Origin of the sequence: Mesorhizobium sp. M0052, assembly GCF_040323255.1 — a bacterium.
Lineage (GTDB): Bacteria > Pseudomonadota > Alphaproteobacteria > Rhizobiales > Rhizobiaceae > Mesorhizobium.
In genome coordinates this window covers 53,761-71,366 of record NZ_JAMYUS010000021.1, presented here as the reverse complement: position 1 = coordinate 71,366, position 17,606 = coordinate 53,761, and the positions used below count along the sequence as shown (strand labels likewise).

Sequence of the window (17,606 nt, the reverse complement as noted above, 5' to 3'; positions counted from 1 at the left end):
CTCGGTCCATTTCAACACTTATTCCGCCGCCGAGGCGCTTTTCACGATTCCATCACGCAGGTTCCCACGCGTTGCTCACGGCGCTTGAGGAGATTGTTCGCACTGGATCTCTTTTCGCAGGAGGATACCGTGCATCACCCTGGCCCGACCGAGTGGCCCATCTGGCATGACGACCCCGGGCGCGACCGGCAGGAGCTTGGCGCACCATCGCGTCACGATATTGCGCTGGCCCGCTATCTCGAAACACAACAGGCCCATCGGGCATTGGCGGCTCGCAGACTCGATCCGGCGGCGGTCGTGGCCTCTGCACTGGCAGCGTTCGTCCGCTGCCTTTTCCGTGCAGCGCTGCGCCGAATTGTCCGCTGGCCAACCGATGCCGCGACAGGGATGGACGATTTCGGCTTGACGTTGTCCAAGGCTCATGCGGAATTTAGCAAGACCCTTTGGGGCCGCTGAGTGCAGCGCCCTTGGTCGACGATCTCATCCCCAACCGCCGCCGCCGCCGCCAGCCCCACCGCCGCCTCCGCTGCCGCCGAGAGAAGGAATCACGGGCGGCTTTTGCGGGATCTCCTCGGCCGGCTTGATCACTTTGCCGGTGGCCGCCTTCTTATATCTGACCACCTTTGGCTGAGGTGCTACGCGAACCACTTTGCGATGGTTCACCGGCGGCGCCGGCTCAAACATCGGCGACACCGAGGTGCAGCCCATGAGCCCGGCCAGAACGCCGGATAGAATTATCCCGATGAATGCCTGCCCGAATGTCTGCTTGAATGCCTTGCCCACCATGGCCTCCTTATTGTTCAGAACAAATCCCGACGCGGATTGGCTTCTTCCCAGACCCCCCGGGCCGCATTGACCAGTTGCGTGTCCAGCGAACCGGACGCGGGAATCTTCGACTTGAGCTCTCGACGCAGGGCGTCCAAAGCTGCCGTTTTCGGCTTGGTGCCGAACTGCGCCAGGCCCTTTTTGGCGTCCGGCAGCTCCTTGCGCAGATCGAGCGCGACGGCGAATGCCAGGAAGCGCACCGCGACAGCCTGATCGGCCTTGTCGCCTTTCGCCATTTCAAGCGCCGCGCGATCATAGGCGCTCGACGGATCGCCGCGCGTGGTCGCCAGTTCGAACAGCCTTTGCGCTTCCGCCGGGTCCTGGCGCACACCGGCGCCATCCCTGTACATGCGGGCGAGGCTGCCGGGCGCGTAGGGCTGGCCAAGATCGGTGGCCTGCTGGAACAGGGCCTGCGCCGTCTTCGGATCCTTGTCGATGCCCTGGCCGGCGAGGTAATTGCGGCCGAGCAGGTTCATCGAATACATGTCCTGGCGCTGCACCCCCGCTTGCAGGAAGGCGACGGCGCGGGCCGGATCGGCAGGCACGCCATTGCGGCCCTCGGTGAAGATGGCGGCAAGATCGTTCATGGCATAGGTGTGCCCCATGGCCGCCGCCTTGAGCAGCAGGTCGAGGCCCTTGGCCGTATCGCGGTTGACGCCATAGCCATTGAACAGCGCGCGTCCCCACGAGGTCATACCGTAAGGATCACCCTTGTCGGCGGCAGCCTTGTAGAGAGCGTTGGCCTGGGTGCGGTCTATGGTCGTTCCGGTTCCGGTTGCGTTGAGATAGCCGAGTTCGAAGACGGCGCGCACATGGCCTTTCTTGGCGGCGTCCTCGATGGCTGTCCTGGCCTCTCTAACCTGGCCTGCCGCAAGCAGGGCGCGGCCGAGCTCGTAGTGGAAGCGGGCGACGTCTGGATAGGTTTTCACGGCCGCCTCGCAGGCTGCCACCGCACCGGCGCCGATCTCGTTCGGCAGCAGGCCGGGCACCACCCCTTGCAGGTCGAGAGGCTCGCCGGCGGCGGTATCGCAGGCATCGACCGTCGGCGACAGCTTCATTGTCGCGGGCTTAGCCGAGCTGCTGTCGGCCCGGATTTCGAAGCCGACCTCGACCGGCGCGCCGGCGCCGATCTGCGGCTCGTAACGGAGATGGTCGACTTCACCGGCCAGAAGGCTGGATTGCGGCGACAAGGTTCGATCAGGCAATGACAGCGTTCCCGTTGCCGGATACCCCGTGACCTTCAGGCTGACCGCCGGATCGTCGGTGGGGAAATCCAGATTGAGCGCGACCGGGCCGACGCCGACGGGAATATCAAGCTTGCGGTTCTCGATCGCTTCGGCAGCGCCGGTGATGTGGATGCCGCGATCCAGCACCTGCTGCTTCTGCTCGGCCTCGAGCGAAGCCATGATCTGCTGACCCGCCGCACCTTCGCCGCTCTTGACGCGGAACACGAGTATGCCCTGGCTCCCGCCGCCCCAATTGTCATGCGTGGCATAGGCCAGCATATCCACCTCGTCCTGCGTGGCGGCGCCTTTGGGGACATCCATTTGCAGGCGCGGCAGGTCCTTGCCGGCGATCGGTTCGCCCACCGCGACGTCTTTGCCGTCCAGCACCAGACGGCCCATTGCCGGCGGACGTTCGATGCTGACGCTGATAGCGCCGCCATCGACATCGACCGGCTCCGGCAGGCCGAGAGCGACAGGACCGACCCCCGAGAGCACTACCTTCTCCAGCACTGGCGGCAGCGAAGGCCGGTTGTTGCGGCGCACCAGCACCACGTCATCGATCAGCGAGGAATTTTCCCAGGGCACCTGCATGCCGTTGGTGGCCTGCACGACATCGCGGCGCACCGCCGACATGACCGTGCGGATCTCCTGGTTCGGCGCCAGCGCGCGCCGCGAAAAGGCCGATGAAAACGGGCTGAGGTCGCCGCTGCCGTCATAGGCGACCGCGCCTGGTTCGGTGGCGAAGGCAATCAGCGTGTTGAGCGAGCTTCGCACCTGCGCCAGCCCGGTATTGCCGGCGGTGACAAGCTGGTCGCGCAGCCAGTAATTGTTGCGCGGGAAGGGGTTGTTGCGGCAGGCATCGAGGATGATCACCTGGATCTTCGACTTCGAGCGCAGCTGCTCCAGCACGTCGTTGAGCTTGATGGCCTGGACCTCGATGTCGGCCGCCTTCTTCAACGAGGCGTCGACGGGTATCAGGAAATTCTCGCCGCCGATCTGAAAGCCGTGCCCGGAATAGTAGACGACGGCGAGATCGGCGCCGTCGGCGGCGGCCAGATAGTCCCGGAACTGGCCTTCGAACTGCTGCTTGGTGAGGTTCTCGGCGACGAAAACCTCGAAGCCGGCCAGCCGGAACGTGGCCGATACGTCCTGGGCATCCTTGGCCGGGTTCTTCAGCGCCGGGATGTCGCGATAATCGGAATTGCCGATGACGAGCGCGACCCTTCGATCGGCGCAGGCCTCGAAGCTTGTGAAGCCGGCAAGGATGAAGGCCGCGATGAATCCGCAAAGTCGGAGCATGACAAAACTCCTGGTCGCGGCCTGACGCCGACGAGAACACCGCTTGCGGCATCAAGGTCCGTTGAGAGTATGCAACCTGCCACAGCATAAAGTGAAAGGCCCGTCACCGCCAGACCATGGCAGGCGATTTCTTTCGGCGTCGACCGACCGCAGGGTGCAAGTAGCACGCGCTTCACGAGCAGGTATGTGACAAGTCTCACAGTTCGCTGTTTGGGGAATGCCTGGTGCCGGCGGCTGCGCGCCTATTCCTTGAAGAGCAGTTCCTTGTCGTTCGAATATTTCACCAGCAACGGAATGCTGGCGCCGCCGATAACGGGGCCGAGATGGCCAAACGTCCCCTCGATGACGGAGAACGGCTCGGGGCGATCGACAAGGATCCGTGCCAGCTTTCTGCGCATGGCCTTGGCGATCTCCTTGCGCACGCCATTCGGTATGGCGCCGTCGATCACCACATTGTCGATGTCGAGCAAGGCAACGGCACTGCGGGCGGCATAGGCAAGCCCGTCCGAAACCTCATCGATCCACGCGGTGAGCGGCTCTCCAAGGTCGCCCCAGTCGTCGGGCGACGACCAGATGCGGCCGGCGCCCTCGTCCCCATTGTCCTGGTCGTTGAGCTTGCCGGCCAGCGAATGCAGCGAAGCGACGCGCAGCAACGGGGTCATCCGGTCGCCCTTGCGCCCCGGCGCGGGCACCGGCATGTCGCCCAGCGCCCCGGCCAGCTTGTTGCGGCCGGGGAACAAGTGATGATCGAGCACCAGGCCGCCGCCGATGAAGTGCCCGACATAGGCATAGAGAAAGTCGGCGCGCGATCCGCCGGCGCCAAACATCAGTTCGGCCGCGGCCGACACCGTGGCGTCGTTGTAGAGGAACACCGGCCAGTCGAACGCCCGGTCCAGTTCGGCGCGAATGTCGATTTCCCTCCAGGCATCCAGCCTGCTCGCCGGCACCGCGCCCTCTTCGCTCAGGTTCCACTGATGGAATGGCGAGGCGATGCCAAGACCCGCGATGCGGTCTTGCTCTATCGATCTGTGCTTGCGGCACATGCGCGCGATGGCGCCCTTGGCGAATTTCATCACCTCGACGGGCGTCGGATAGTCGAACAGCGTGCGTTCGAACGCCATCACGTCGCCGACGAAATTGACCAGGGCGACATCGGCGCTGCGATGGTCGACCTTGAGGCCGAAGGCGTACGCGGCTTTCGGGTTCAACGCATAGGGAACCGAGGGTTGCCCCAGCCGTCCGCGCAAAGGCTCCAGGCGCAGCAGCAGCTTGTTGTCGGCGGCGCGGTTGACGATGGTGGTGATGGTTTGCGCGGCCAGCCCGGTCAGCCGCGTCAAATCGGTCTTGGCCAGCTGGCCGTGCCGGCGGATCAGCGAGACGATCAGGCGTTCGTTGTAGACGCGGCTCTCGGCCTGCGTGGTTCCGCCGCTGCGGCCCTCGGCGATCTTTTCGAGACTGAAGAAGCTGGTGCCGGTCACGCTTTCCCCTGCGCAAGGAGGTTGGCCGCAAGGCGAGCCGATCAAAGCGCTGACGTAGCAATGCGGGAACGGCAAGGCAACACTTAAATCCACCCGATGGAAAAATGTAGTTGACGCCGGCCGGCCTGCTGTCGTTCAAAGTATGCAAGCCTGGAGGAGCAATGCCGTGACGCAGACCCGGACAATCATGTGCTTTGGCGATTCCAATACCTATGGCGCCATTCCCACCCTGGCCCGCGTCGGACGGCGCCGCTTCACGCCCGACCGGCGCTGGCCGGGCATCATGCGCCGCCAGCTCGGCAGCGGATGGGATGTGATCGAAGAAGGGCAGGGCGGGCGCACCACCGTGCACGACGATCCGATCGAAGGTCTCCACAAGAACGGGCTCAAATCGCTCCCGGTGTGCCTGGAAACGCATATGCCGCTCGACCTCGTCATCCTAATGCTCGGCACCAACGATCTCAAGCATAGGTTCTCGGTAACGCCCAACGACGTCGCTGATTCCATTGAGATTTTGGCCAGAATTGTCCTGCGCAGCGAAGCTGGCGCCGCGGGCGTGGCGCCCGCGGTCCTGATAGTAGCGCCGCCGCCGATGCTGGAGGTCGACTGGTTCGGCCAGATGTTCCTGGGCGGCGCCGCAAAGTCGATGCACTTTGCCGGCCTGTTCCGCGATGCGGCCCGGCGCGCCGGCGCCGCCTTCTTCAACGCCGGCGACGTCGTCGAATCGAGCGCGGTAGACGGCATTCACCTCGACAGCGACGCGCATCGCGTGCTCGGCACGGAATTGGCCAAAGCCGTCCAGTCGCTGATCGCCAAGGCGTGATCGCGTGGGCGAGCCACCCGACTATCTCTGATTAATTAATTCCACTGGAAAAACTTTTGACTTGCAAGCGGGAAGGTGGGTATCTGGGGAGACTGGGAAGAGTAGCGACCGCGAGGCTTGCGAAGCGCGGCAACAATCAACGACAGGGAGGAAGTAAAATGCGATCTGACTGGAACATGATGCTGGCGACGCTGCTCGGCGTTGCCGCTGTGCTCGCGGGCGGTACCGTCCTGGCAAGCGCGCAGGACGGTCCGGCTGGGCTCACCAAGCCGGCGGTATTTGCGCCGTTCGATCCGAAGGCGCCGGCCTGCAGCCCACCGCCCGGCCTGAACAAGGTGCTGGCCTTCGCGCAGGATAACGAGCGTGAATTCATGCAGGGTGTCGACCGCGGCCTGGCCGCCGCCGCCAAGGATCGCGGCCTGGAATATCGCCGCGCGCTTGCCAACAATGACGCCGCCAAGGGCGTCGAGCAGGTGCAATTGTTTCTCGCCTCCAAGATCGGCGGTCTGGTCGCAGCCCCCGTGGACCCGGCCTCCATGAGCCGCAGCCTGCAGGAGCTTATCTGGTCGGGCGCCTATGTCGGCACCATCGTGCCGCCGCCAGCCACGTCGCTGCTCAATGCGCCGCAATACGAGACCGGCAAGGTGCTGGCCGAAGCGGCCGCAGCCTCCAATGTCGTCATCCTGTCCCATGACAGCATGGAATTCCTGGCGCCGCGCTTTGCCGCCATGCGCGACATCTTCAAGGCCATGCCTGATGTCACCATCGTCGCCGACATCTCACCCAATCCCGTCAACAAGGAAGGCGGCTTTGCCACGATGAGCACCATTCTCCAGGCCCATCCCGACGTCGATGTCGTGCTCGGCGCCGACACGGTCGTGCTCGGCGCGCTGGCTGCCCTGGAAGCGGCGGGCAAGGCGCGGCCGGACCAGTTCCTTGGCGGCATCGACGGCGAACCGGAGGCAGTCGCCGCGATCAAGAAAGGCGGCGGTCCCTACAAGGCAAGCATCAGCCTGGCGTCGCCGGTCTTCGCTTATGCCATGGGCCAGCACGCGGCCGACTGGCTGGAGGGCAAGAGCATCCCGCAGGCGATGGATATCCTGCCCGTGGCGCTGACCAGCGACTACATGGCCCAGTACGAGGCCGATGTCGCCGACCCGGCCGCGGTCTACAAGGACCCGAAGCGCCGCGATATCTATCTCAGGATGTACGGCAACATCTGCTACGATACGCGCGACCAGTATGTGAATTTCCCCTGGTCATCCGAGGCAAAGTAGCGCCTGTTTTTCCCGCGCGATACGGGCGGTTCAGCCTGACCTGAAACCGCCCGCTTCAGTGAGAGGCAAGCATGAGCACAGACAGCCTTCGAACGGGGACGACACCGCTGCAAACGGGCCGGTTTTCATCCTTGCTGCCGGGCGTCAAGGCGCCGGGCGAAGCGTCTGGCCGCATCGGGCTGGCGCTGGTCGCGCTGGGCTTGATCATCGCCTTCTCGCTGTTGAACAAATCGTTCTTCAGCCTCGACAATTTCGTCGTCATCGGCGTCAACTCGACCTCGATCCTGATCGCCGTGCTCGGCACCTCCGCGCTGCTGATCGCCGGCTATGTCGACCTCTCCATCGGCAGCATGGTCGCCTTGATCGGCATCATCACTGCCAAGGTTGCGGTGGCGACGCAGAGCGCGCCGCTGGCAATCTGCGTCGGCCTGGGTCTCGGCCTTTTGCTCGGTCTGCTCAACGGTCTGCTGGTGCGCAGGCTGAGCATCTCGCCGTTGATCGTCACGCTGGCGATGCTGGCGCTCTATGGCGGCCTTGCCTTCGTCGTCTCCAGCACCGCGGTCTATGGTTTTCCCGAGGCTCTGCTCGAATTGGGGCGGGGCAAGATCTTCGGCATCCAGTACACCGTGATCATCGCCGCATCTGTCTTTGTCATCGGAGCCTTTATCTTGACCAGCACGGTCACCGGCTTGAGGCTCTACGCCATAGGCGGCGACCCGCGCGCAGCCGAACTCTGCGGCATTCCGGTGGGGCGCACGGTGGTTGGCCTCTACGCCGCCAATGGCTTGCTGATCGGCCTGGTCTCGGTTCTGATCGCCGGTCGTCTCGGCAGCATCACGCCGACCATCGGCGTTCGCTTCGAGCTCGACGTGCTCACCGCCGCGATCCTTGGCGGCGTCGCTTTTTCCGGCGGCTCCGGCCGGCCGCTCGGCATCGCCATCGGCGTTGCCACCATCGGCATCCTCAATGCAGGACTGATCTTCGTCGGCCTGCAATCATGGTGGCAATCCATTTCGGTGGGAAGCATGCTGTTGCTGGCGTTGGTGGCCGACCAGGCTGCGATCGGTTTTCGCGGCCGGCGCGCTCGGGCCGCCGCGACCAACTTCACGGTGGCGGACAATGGTGCCGTCGCCTCGGCCGGCCCTGCCGTGACGGAGGGCAATGGAGAGGCCCCGCAAGGTCCGGCATTCTCGATTGCCGGCGCCCGCAAATCCTACGGCGCGCTGACGGCATTGGAAGAGGCGAGTTTCACGGTCGGCAAAGGCGAGATCGTCTGTCTGCTCGGCGACAATGGCGCCGGCAAGTCGACGCTGGTGAAGATTATTTCGGGCGCCATCCAGCCCGATGCCGGCGCGATGACCCTCGAGGGCCAGCCGATTTCCTTCAGGAGCCCGCAGGATGCACGCGGCGCCGGCCTGGAGACCGTCTATCAGGATTTGGCGCTCTGCCCGAACCTCAGCGTCGCCCACAATATGATCCTCGGGCGTGAGGAAACGCGGCGTTGGCTCGGTGTCTTCCCGGTTCGCGACGACCGAAAGGCCGCCGAGCAGTGTCGTGCCCGGCTTGCCGCGCTGGGCGTCACGCTTCGCGACGAAAACGTTCTGGTGCGCTCGCTGTCGGGCGGCCAGCGGCAGTCCATCGCCATTGCCCGCGCGCTTGCCGATCACGTCAAGCTGATCTGCCTCGACGAGCCTACCGCCGCGCTCGGCGTCAAGCAGACCGCGCAGGTCGTCAAGCTGATCCGTTCGATCGCCGCCAGCGGCACCGGCGTCATCCTGGTCACGCACGACCTGTCGACGGTCAGGGCGCTGGCCGACAGGATCGTCGTGCTCAGCCTCGGCAGGGTGGCTTACGACGGCTCGGCCAAACAGCTGACCGCCGATCAGCTCTGGGGCCTGATGGCAAGCGGGACGCTGGCGCCGGCCGCTGGGTAGGAATGCCGATCGCAGGATCTAAAGCTCGAGGCAGACCTTGCCGAAATGCCTTTGCGCTTCGTAGTGCCTGAAGGCGGCGGCGATATCCTGCAGTGGAAAGCTGCTGTCGATGACAGGCTTCAGGCGGTTGACCTCTATCGCACGGATCATGTCCTGCTGGTCGGCTTTGCTGCCGATGGAAATTCCGCTGATGCGGATCTGGTTTGAAAACAGCGCCGGGATTGAAACTTCTGCTGCAAAGCCGGTCAGGACGCCGATGAGTGCGATATGCCCGCCTGTCCGGCAGGCCGCTATCGACTGCGCCAGCGTCGCCGGTCCGCCGACCTCGATCACATGATCGACGCCGCGTCCGTCCGTCAGTTCCCTGGCCCTGCCGCCCCACTGCGGCACCGCCTTGTAGTTGATGACGCTGTCGGCCCCGAGTCGTCTGAGCTTCTCCAGCTTCCCTTCATCGGACGAGGTGGCGATGACCCTTGCGCCGGCGGCCTTGGCAAATTGCAGCGCAAACAATGACACGCTGCCGGTGCCAAGGATCAGCACCGTGTCGCCGGGCTTTACCTTGCCGCATGTCACCAGCCCGCGCCAGGCGGTGACGCCCGTGCAGGTCAGCGTTGCCGCCTCGAGATGCGTATAGCCCGCCGGCGCCCTGGTGAATGCGTGCGCCGGCATGCACACATACTCGCTGGCGAAGCCGTCGAAACTGTCTCCGGGAATGTCGCGGCTTGTATCGGATCTCATGTCGCCGGCCAGCCACCAGGGGTAGAAAACACTGACGACGCTGTCGCCCGGCTTGAACGTGTCGACGCCGTCACCGATCGCGATCACCTCGCCGGCGCCATCCGACAGCGGCACGCGGCCTTCGGCGAGCGGCACCTTGCCTTGTACGGCGAAATCGTCGCGCATGTTCAGCGCGCAGGCGCGAATCCTGACCAGCATTTCTCCCGGCCCAGGCCGGGGCTGATCCACCTCGACCAGGTCGAGCTTGTCCAACCCGCCCGGCGCTCTCAGCCTGACCAGCTTCATAGTCTCTCTCCGACGTAAAGAGCGTTAGCATGGCGGCGGCGGTCCAGCCTATCGCCGGACCGGCCGGCCGGAAATCACGCGCAGCCAAGGCGCCAGATGGACGGCGCTCATCAAGAGATACATCAGCGGCATGCCGGTGAGCGGGGAGGCATCGGCCCCCAGGCACGACATGACGCCGTCGCCAGCGTGAATGCAGGTAAGCAGCGCCATCACGGCGAAAACAGGGGCCGCGGCGAGGCACAGCCAGTCGGCGGTGCGGAGAGAAACTGCATCGGAGCGTTTAGGGACCTCACTGTCGGTCCCTGTGCCGATATCGCTCATGGTCGTAATCCCTTGATGATCAATGCCCGGGTTTCCTGTCCCGTGAGGGACAGGAAACCAAGCTGGATGGGCGCCGCTCCAGGTCCTTACTTGCCGTCCTTGTTGCGGAACGCGGCTTCGCCGGCCGCCGACACTTCCTCCCACGTCTTGTCGGGTGCGGCGTCGTAATTGTCGTGCCAGTTCCACCAGCTGTAGAGCTCGGTCTGCGGATAGCCTTCGGGCGAATCCTCCCAGATTTCCTGGCGGCCGAGCGGCGTTGCGTCGAGGTAGCTCCAGACCGTGCCCATCTGCTCGTCGCCGCGGTTGTTGATGAAGTAGGTGCGATACACTTTCTTGCCGTCCTGGATGAACACGTTGTGGCCGTGCCATTCGTCGACGCCGAAATCCTTGTCGAAACTGTCGGTGATTGTGTACCAGGGCATCTCCCAACCCATCCGCTGCTTCAAGCTGGCAATGTCGGCCTGCGGCGCGCGGGAGGCATAGGCAAGCGTGGTGTTGCGGGCGTTGAGATGGGCGAGATGGCCGACCTGGTCGGCGCCGAGCGAACAGCCGCGGCAGGCATGTTCGGGCCAGCCGTGGACGCCGGGTTCGTAGAAGGCGCGGTAGACGATCAACTGGCGCCGGCCCTCGAACAAATCGAGCAGGCTCGCTTTGCCGTTGGGACCTTCAAACACATAGGCCTTGTCTACTTCCATCCATGGCATGCGCCGGCGCTCGGCCGACAGCGCGTCCCTGGCGCGCATCGTTGCCTTTTCCTTCACCAGCATCTTTTCGCGCTCGGCTTCCCATTCTTGCCTTGAAACGACCGGTGGGGTCTTCATTGCCACGTGCTTGGTCATTGCTTGTTTCCTTTGCCAGTTGTTGAGCCGTTGTGGCTTGTCGTTGCCTGTTGATCGTGAGGCAGGCTAGGGCCGCGAGGCGGCGAGGGCGGAGTTACAAATGTGACGGCATTTGCAGGCGGGCCACCGCAGCAGGGGTGGCGAGGCCGCACGGTGGGCTCGAAGTCCTCGGAAGCAGGCATGGTCGGTTTTTCCTTATTGAGAAGCTTAACGCGACTGTCTGAGATGCTCAGGCTAGCGAATGCGAATATTGCCGTCAACGCAGGCCTGGGCGTCTTCAACCAGTCCAGATGGCTAGGTCGCCGTCCGCGGCTTGCTGCTTGGCGGTGGTGACTTAAGTTAGGGCCGATAAGGGGAGCGGTGGGAGTTACAAATGTGACGGGATTTGCATGGACTCGCTGATCACCGCGGCAGGGCTGGCGCTGGCGGCGGGCAATCCGCTGGCGGCACTCGACCGCGTCGCCTTGCGCGAGGATGCCCCGGCGCTGGCGTTGCGCGGCATTGCCATGGCGCAGCTCGGCGATTTCGATCGCGCCAAAGTACTGTTGCGTAGGGCCGGCCGTGCCTTCGGTCCAAAGGAGGCGGTGGCGCGCGCCAGGTGCGTTGTCGCCGAAGCCGAGATCGCACTTGTTTCGCGTGATCTCGGCTGGCCGTCCAAGGCGCTCGACGCGGCGCGGTCGACATTGGAAAAGCATGGCGACCGGCTGAACGCGGCGCATGCCGGGCATCTCAAAGTGCGCCGCCTGCTGCTGATCGGCCGCCTCGACGAGGCTGAAGACGTGCTGGCTGGGCTCGATCCGTCGCCGCTTCCGCCGGCCTCACGCGCCGCGCATGAACTCGCGGTTGCCGGCATCGCCATGCGGCGCCTGAAGACGAAGGCCGCGCGCGCAGCCCTTGAGTGGGCGCGCCATGCCGCCCGCCGGGCCGGCATTCCGGGTCTCATGGCGGAGGTCGACAGCGCCTTCCTGGCGCTGGAGACGCCGGCGGCGCGGCTGATCGCAGGCGGCGAGGAGCATCCGCTGTTGCTCGAAGAAGTCGAGGCGCTGCAGGCGTCGCGCGCGCTGGTCGTCGATACGTTCCGCTATATCGTGCACAAGCAGGAAACAACGATCTCGCTGGCAACGCGGCCGGTGCTGTTTGCGCTGGCGCGCGCGCTTGCCGAAGCCTGGCCGGCGGATGTGCCGAGGGCGACGCTGATTGCCCGCGCCTTTGGCGGCCGGCATGCCGATGAATCGCATCGCGCCAGGCTGCGGGTCGAGATCGGCCGGCTGCGCGCCGAATTGCGGCCGCTGGCGGGCATCGGCGCGACCAGCCAGGGCTTTGCGCTAAAGCCGCGCGAAGCAGGCTCCGTGGCGGTGCTGGCGCGGCCGATCGAGGAGCGGCACGCCGCGGTGCTGGCCTTCCTGGCCGATGGTGAATCCTGGGCCAGCTCGGCGTTGGCGCTGGCGCTGGGCGCCGGACAGCGCAGCGTACAGCGGGCGCTCGAGCAGTTGGCCGAGACCGGCAAAGTGCAGTCCTTCGGCCACGGCCGGGCGCGGCGCTGGATGACGCCACCGGTCGCTGGTTTCACGACCACCTTGTTACTCCCGTCGCCGCTGCCGAACGGTTAGGAAAGGTGACCATGATCGAGGACCAGGACATGAAACATTCAGCAGCGGAAATCCTGCGCGAATACGGGCCCTTTCCTGATGTCGACACCGTGCACGGCGTGAGCTTCGACGGACAGAATGTCTGGTTTGCGACGGGCGAGCGGCTGACCGCCTTCGATCCGGCAAGCGGTGAGACGCTGCGCTCGATCGATGTCGCGGCACATGCCGGCACCGCCTATGACGGCCGACATCTGTTTCAGCTCGCCGGGGACCGCATCCAGAAGATCGACCCGGATACCGGCAAGGTGCTCTCCACCATCCCGGCGCCCGGCGGCGGCCGCGATTCCGGCATGACCTGGGCCGAGGGCACGCTCTGGGTGGGGCAAAACCGGGAGCGCAAGATCCACCAGATCGATCCCGAGACCGGGAAAATCCTGCGCACCATCGACTCAAACCGCTTCGTCACCGGAGTGACCTGGGTCGATGGCGAGCTCTGGCACGGCACCTGGGAAGGCGACCAGAGCGATGTCCGGCGCGTCGATCCGCAAACTGGCAAGGTGCTGGAACGGCTCGACATGCCGGCGGGGATGGGCGTTTCCGGGCTCGAATCCGACGGCGGCGACCGCTTCTTTTGCGGCAGCGGCCCCGGCGGCATGGTGCGATCGGTGCGTCGGCCGAAGTAAGGCCGTCAAGTATTGGGCCGGCAGCGTATTTCCTACGGTCATCCCGCCGAGATCATATCCCGGAGCCGTCGAGCAGCGGGACGTCTTCGCCTTGCCACGGACTTGGCATTGAAGCCCGGCTCAGATTGGCCGTCGGCAGCGGCATCCAGCATTTTAACTCCGGTTCGGGGTATTCGATCACCCGTCCTGGCGACGAATCGGAAGAGCGCCAGCCCTCCGTGCCGAACTGGTCGGCGCGCGACCAGTAAGCGAGGTCGACCTCGGCCGGCCCCTGTTCCGATGGCCTGACCGTGACCAGGATGCGGCTGCCGTCCTTGGGCGCGCTCGCCATGTGCCGCCAGCGATCGGGTTCGTCCATTCTCATGTCCTCCTGCACGTTGCAGGGATAGTCGCCGCGCGCTTGGCAGCGGTCAACCCGAACTTTGCCCAAGCACGAGATCTGTTTAGTACTCCCGCGCCGTCGGCCGAAACAAGATCTGGTTCATGTCGACCTCGTCGGGCTGGCTCACGGCGAACGCCCCCATGGCGAAAGAGTCCGGATGCCGGGCCGCAACAGGAAAATCGAAACCGGCATGTGAACGGGCTCACATGCCGCCACTGCAAGGAACGCTATGGGACGTCCGGCCATGACAGGGGTTTCGGATGACACTTGCTGATCTGTCTTTTTATCTTTTCACTATTTTCAATGGCTTGCGGGTGGTGTCCTACCTGCCGCAGATCATGCGGGTGGCCCGGGACAGGCACGGGGCGTCGGCGATTTCCTACGCGACCTGGCTGTTGTGGACAGGCGCCAACGCCACGACGGGACTCTACGCCCACATCAATCTGAACGATCCCGCTCTGGCGGCGATCAACTGGCTGAACGCCGTATGCTGCGTGCTGGTCATCGCGCTCACCGCCTACAAGCGCCATCGCGCACGGCTTCCGGTTGAGGAAGCCGCAAGCCGGTCGGAAGCGACCGCTCTGATGGTCGACAATGTCTGCTGAAGATCACCGCGGCAGATTGCGCTTTTCGAGGCCGCTCTCAGACATGCACGGTGCCATGCGAAAGCTCGCCCTCGTCGCGTGAGATGAGGAAAGCGGCTGCGAGTAGGCCGACATAGAACAGCCCGACCATGCACACGACATAGATGCCTGGAACCGGGCCGAGCTGCGCCACGCGCGCGGCGTCGCGAAATGACGCGCCCAAGCCTATCGGCGACCCTTCGCGCTGCAGACTGGGCGTCGTGATCTTCAGCACCCACGCCAGCATCAGGATCGTGTACATGAAAATGTAGTTGCGGCGCAGCCGGCGCACCAACGCCGCGCGTTGCGAGATCAGGAAGCGCGGCGAACGCAGGCCTTCGCCGACGATGGCCAGCCAGTTGGAGGCGTAGTCGGGCTGCGGCGAGAAGATCTGCGCGAAATAATAGCGCTCGAACTGGCGCACCCTGGCCCGGTAGACGTCGAAGAAACGATAGCGCCGCGCCTCGATCCATAGCAGCAGCGTGGTCAGCAGCATGGCAAAGAGCAGCACCCCGTGATGGGCGCTGGGCGTCGAGAGTGAGACTGAGAGCATGGCGGCGACGACAGTAATCGCCCAGTTGCTGGTACGGTCCAGCCGGTCGCGCCAGCCGGCCATGCGGGCTATTTCGGCGGGTGGAAATGCGACATGGTGGCCACGAATTCCGATGAGGTGAGCTTCAGCGCGAACGCATCAGAGGCCCGCGGCGCTGCAGCCGCTTCGTCGGTTTTCACGGTCTTGACCTGGGACATCCCTTGCCACGCGCCTCCCAACGCCATGGCCGGCCGAAACGACGCCGGTCATCCCCATCCGCGCAACGCGCAATCGGTTGAAAATGTTCCGTCGCCGGCCCGGGTCTCGGCGGTTTATCCGCAGTCAGATAGGCCCGTTATGCGATTCAGGTAAGGAGGAACCTGCGGCGCGCCAAGGGAGCGTGGCGTGCAACCGATCTCGCCCTCAAAACGTTATACCGGGCACAATGAGGGGGTGCATGTCCTTCGTGGTCAACCGGCGCCGGTCGGTCGCGCTTGCCGCGGCAGCTTTCGCATTCATGCCTGCCGCATCGTTGGCAGCCGAAAAGACCGGCATGTCCAGCGAGGGCATTTTCGTTCTCGAAATCCTCCTTCTGCTTCTCGTCGGCCGCGGCATCGGCGAGTTGCTGGAGCGTCTCGGCCAGCCGGCGGTGATGGGTCAGCTCATCGGCGGCATCCTGCTCGGGCCATCGCTGCTCGGCTGGCTATTGCCGGAAGCAGAACGCGTGATCTTTTCAGGCGACGCCACCCAAAAGAGCATGATCAGCGCCATCGCCCAGCTCGGCGTGTTGATGCTTCTGTTGCTCACCGGGATGGAGACGGATCTGCGGCTGGTGCGCAGGGTCGGCCGTGCGTGCTTTTCCATCTCCGCCGCGGGCGTCGCCGTGCCTTTCGCGCTCGGCTTCACCGCCGCGCAGTTCATGCCGGCCTCGCTGCTGGCCGACGGAACCGAGCGCATTGTCGCCGGTCTCTTCCTCGGCACGGCGCTGTCGATCTCCTCGGTCAAGATCGTCGCCATGGTGGTGCGCGAGATGAACTTCATGCGCCGCGATCTCGGTCAGACCATCGTCTCGTCGGCCATCATCGAGGACACGATCGGCTGGGTGATCATCGCCATCACCATCGGCATCGCCACCAAGGGGCGCATCGAGCTCGGCAGCCTTGCCTTCACCATTGTCGGCGTCGCCGCCTTCATGGGGCTTTCCTTCACGATTGGCCGCCGCATCGTCTTCGACGCCATCCGCTGGACCAACGATACGTTCCGCAGCGAATACGCCGTCGTCACCGTCATTCTCGCCATCATGGGCGCAATGGCGCTGATCACCGATCTGATCGGCGTCCACACCGTGCTCGGCGCCTTCGTCGCCGGCATACTGGTTGGGGAATCGCCGATCCTGTCGCGTCATATCGAAGGGCAATTGCGCGGCGTCATCATGGCGCTGTTCATGCCGGTTTTCTTCGGCGTCGCCGGCCTTTCGGCGGATCTCACCGTGCTTGTCGACCACGAGCTTGCGCTACTCACGGCCGCTTTGGTGCTGATCGCCAGCTTCGGCAAATTCGCCGGCGCCTTCATCGGCGCCGAGCTTGCCGGCATGAGCCGCAAGGAAGGCATCGCCGTCGGTTGCGGCATGAACGCGCGCGGCTCGACCGAAGTCATCGTCGCCTCGATTGGCCTGTCGATCGGCGTTCTGTCGCACAATCTTTTCACCATGATCGTGACCATGGCCGTCATCACCACGCTCGCCATGCCGCCGACCTTGCGTTGGGCACTCGGCCGCTTGCCGATGGGCGAGAACGAGAAGAAGCGTCTGGAGCGCGAGGAGATCGACCAACGCGGCTTCATCGCCAATCTGGAACGACTGCTGGTGGTGACCGATGAGGGCGTTGTCGGCCGCTTTGCTGCTTACCTCGCCGGAGTCGTGGGCGCCGGCAGGCCGACGACGGTGCTGCATGCCCGAGGCGAGGGGGAGGAGGCCGAGCCCGGCACGGATGCGAAGCTCGAGCCGATCGAAAAGGGTGCCGAGGACAGCCGCGAGGCCGCCAGGAGTTCGGACGAGGAGCTGGCCCATGCGGCGCCTGTCACGCGGCGCCGCGAGGCCGAGCTTTCGGCCGAAACGGTTGCCAAGGAGGCGCGCAAAGGCTATGGGCTGCTGCTGATCGGGCTCGGCCGCGCGGTCACGTCGAAAGGTGGGTTTGCCCGCCGCATCAACGAGATCGCCGGCGCCTTCGAGGGCCCGCTATGCCTGGTGCTGAAGGCGACCGGCGCCGGCCGCCAGATGCCAAGGCTAGGACCTGAAGGCGGGAAGATTCTGGTTCCGGTCAACGGCACCGCGATCGCCCGCCGGGGTGCCGAAATGGCACTGGCGATTGCAGCGGTCACGGGTGCGCGGGTCAAGATACTTTATGTCGCGCGCGTCGCCCGCGACGAACCGCGCGACACTGTCTCGCATCGCCGCAGGGAGGCGGTGCTGAAGGATACCGTCGCACTAGCCGACCGCTATGGCGTCGAGATCGAGACGGCCATCCGCAACCGGGCCGCCGCCGCCGATGCCATTGCCCGCCAGGCCGGCAGGGGGGCGGCGCTGATCGTCATGGGCGTGGCGCGGCGCCCTGGCGAGGAATTCTTCTTCGGCGAGACGACCACCGGCGTGCTGCAGCGCTGCCAATGCCCGGTGGTGCTGATCTCGGACGCCAGGCTCAGCCGCGACGACGAGGGCAGAGAAGAGCTGCGCTCGGGAACGGGGACAGGGTGA

At 64.8% G+C, this 17,606-nt stretch carries 15 protein-coding genes and 1 pseudogene; 8 read left to right on the top strand and 8 right to left on the bottom strand.

Features of this window, described 5'->3' with window-relative positions:
• Positions 1–93: 93 nt before the first annotated feature.
• Entirely contained in the window at positions 94–456 is a 363-nt protein-coding gene (locus NKJ77_RS25015; RefSeq protein WP_023672522.1) for a hypothetical protein, read from the top strand.
• 24 nt (positions 457–480) lie between these two features.
• Here NKJ77_RS25015 and NKJ77_RS25010 read toward each other — a convergent pair whose 3' ends face one another.
• The 3 genes from NKJ77_RS25010 to NKJ77_RS25000 all read right to left on the bottom strand — a co-directional run bounded on the left by NKJ77_RS25010 (position 481) and on the right by NKJ77_RS25000 (position 4,828).
• A complete protein-coding gene (locus tag NKJ77_RS25010) occupies positions 481–786 on the bottom strand; it encodes a hypothetical protein (RefSeq protein WP_023703064.1) in 306 nt (101 codons plus the stop codon).
• A gap of 14 nt (positions 787–800) precedes the next feature.
• Positions 801–3,350 (bottom strand): caspase family protein, encoded by a 2,550-nt coding sequence (locus NKJ77_RS25005; RefSeq protein WP_352535890.1) that lies wholly within the window; start codon positions 3,348–3,350, stop codon positions 801–803.
• 242 nt (positions 3,351–3,592) lie between these two features.
• Complete coding sequence (locus NKJ77_RS25000) at positions 3,593–4,828, bottom strand: ROK family protein (RefSeq protein WP_352535889.1); 1,236 nt, start codon at positions 4,826–4,828, stop codon at positions 3,593–3,595.
• Between the two features lie 166 nt (positions 4,829–4,994).
• Here NKJ77_RS25000 and NKJ77_RS24995 point away from each other — a divergent pair, with 166 nt between their 5' ends.
• The 3 genes from NKJ77_RS24995 to NKJ77_RS24985 all read left to right on the top strand — a co-directional run bounded on the left by NKJ77_RS24995 (position 4,995) and on the right by NKJ77_RS24985 (position 8,862).
• Positions 4,995–5,651: an SGNH/GDSL hydrolase family protein gene (locus tag NKJ77_RS24995; RefSeq protein ID WP_023733972.1), complete on the top strand. Its 657-nt coding sequence runs from the start codon at positions 4,995–4,997 to the stop codon at positions 5,649–5,651.
• A 158-nt stretch (positions 5,652–5,809) separates the two neighbouring features.
• Positions 5,810–6,928, top strand: a complete 1,119-nt coding sequence (locus NKJ77_RS24990) for a sugar ABC transporter substrate-binding protein (RefSeq protein ID WP_352535888.1) — start codon at positions 5,810–5,812, stop codon at positions 6,926–6,928.
• Between the two features lie 71 nt (positions 6,929–6,999).
• Complete coding sequence (locus tag NKJ77_RS24985; protein ID WP_081726142.1) at positions 7,000–8,862, top strand: ATP-binding cassette domain-containing protein; 1,863 nt, start codon at positions 7,000–7,002, stop codon at positions 8,860–8,862.
• 18 nt (positions 8,863–8,880) lie between these two features.
• Here the strand turns inward: NKJ77_RS24985 and NKJ77_RS24980 are convergent, their stop codons facing one another.
• The 3 genes from NKJ77_RS24980 to NKJ77_RS24970 form a co-directional block, all read right to left on the bottom strand.
• Positions 8,881–9,885 (bottom strand): zinc-dependent alcohol dehydrogenase family protein, encoded by a 1,005-nt coding sequence (locus NKJ77_RS24980; RefSeq protein WP_023672529.1) that lies wholly within the window; start codon positions 9,883–9,885, stop codon positions 8,881–8,883.
• A 48-nt stretch (positions 9,886–9,933) separates the two neighbouring features.
• Complete coding sequence (locus NKJ77_RS24975) at positions 9,934–10,206, bottom strand: hypothetical protein (protein ID WP_023672530.1); 273 nt, start codon at positions 10,204–10,206, stop codon at positions 9,934–9,936.
• A gap of 86 nt (positions 10,207–10,292) precedes the next feature.
• Complete coding sequence (locus NKJ77_RS24970; protein WP_023695474.1) at positions 10,293–11,045, bottom strand: DUF899 domain-containing protein; 753 nt, start codon at positions 11,043–11,045, stop codon at positions 10,293–10,295.
• Positions 11,046–11,434: 389 nt separating this feature from the next.
• On the opposite strand from NKJ77_RS24970, the gene NKJ77_RS24965 reads away from it, so the two are divergent.
• Both NKJ77_RS24965 and NKJ77_RS24960 read left to right on the top strand, forming a co-directional pair.
• The gene (locus tag NKJ77_RS24965) at positions 11,435–12,655 is read left to right on the top strand and encodes a hypothetical protein (protein ID WP_023685490.1); all 1,221 of its coding nucleotides are present in this window, start codon (positions 11,435–11,437) and stop codon (positions 12,653–12,655) included.
• A 29-nt stretch (positions 12,656–12,684) separates the two neighbouring features.
• Complete coding sequence (locus tag NKJ77_RS24960; RefSeq protein WP_023831061.1) at positions 12,685–13,317, top strand: Vgb family protein; 633 nt, start codon at positions 12,685–12,687, stop codon at positions 13,315–13,317.
• 52 nt (positions 13,318–13,369) lie between these two features.
• On the opposite strand, the gene NKJ77_RS24955 is transcribed toward NKJ77_RS24960, so the two are convergent.
• Positions 13,370–13,675 carry a hypothetical protein gene (locus NKJ77_RS24955; protein ID WP_023689804.1) on the bottom strand — a complete coding sequence of 102 codons (306 nt, stop codon included), beginning with the start codon at positions 13,673–13,675 and terminating at the stop codon, positions 13,370–13,372.
• A 284-nt stretch (positions 13,676–13,959) separates the two neighbouring features.
• On the opposite strand from NKJ77_RS24955, the gene NKJ77_RS24950 reads away from it, so the two are divergent.
• Complete coding sequence (locus tag NKJ77_RS24950) at positions 13,960–14,304, top strand: PQ-loop domain-containing transporter (protein WP_023827255.1); 345 nt, start codon at positions 13,960–13,962, stop codon at positions 14,302–14,304.
• 37 nt (positions 14,305–14,341) lie between these two features.
• On the opposite strand, the pseudogene NKJ77_RS24945 reads toward NKJ77_RS24950, so the two are convergent.
• Positions 14,342–15,072: pseudogene (locus NKJ77_RS24945) on the bottom strand (DUF2270 domain-containing protein).
• Positions 15,073–15,311: 239 nt separating this feature from the next.
• Between NKJ77_RS24945 and NKJ77_RS24940 the strand changes: the two are divergent.
• On the top strand, positions 15,312–17,606 hold the full coding sequence (locus tag NKJ77_RS24940; protein WP_352535887.1) for a cation:proton antiporter domain-containing protein: 2,295 nt from the start codon (positions 15,312–15,314) through the stop codon (positions 17,604–17,606).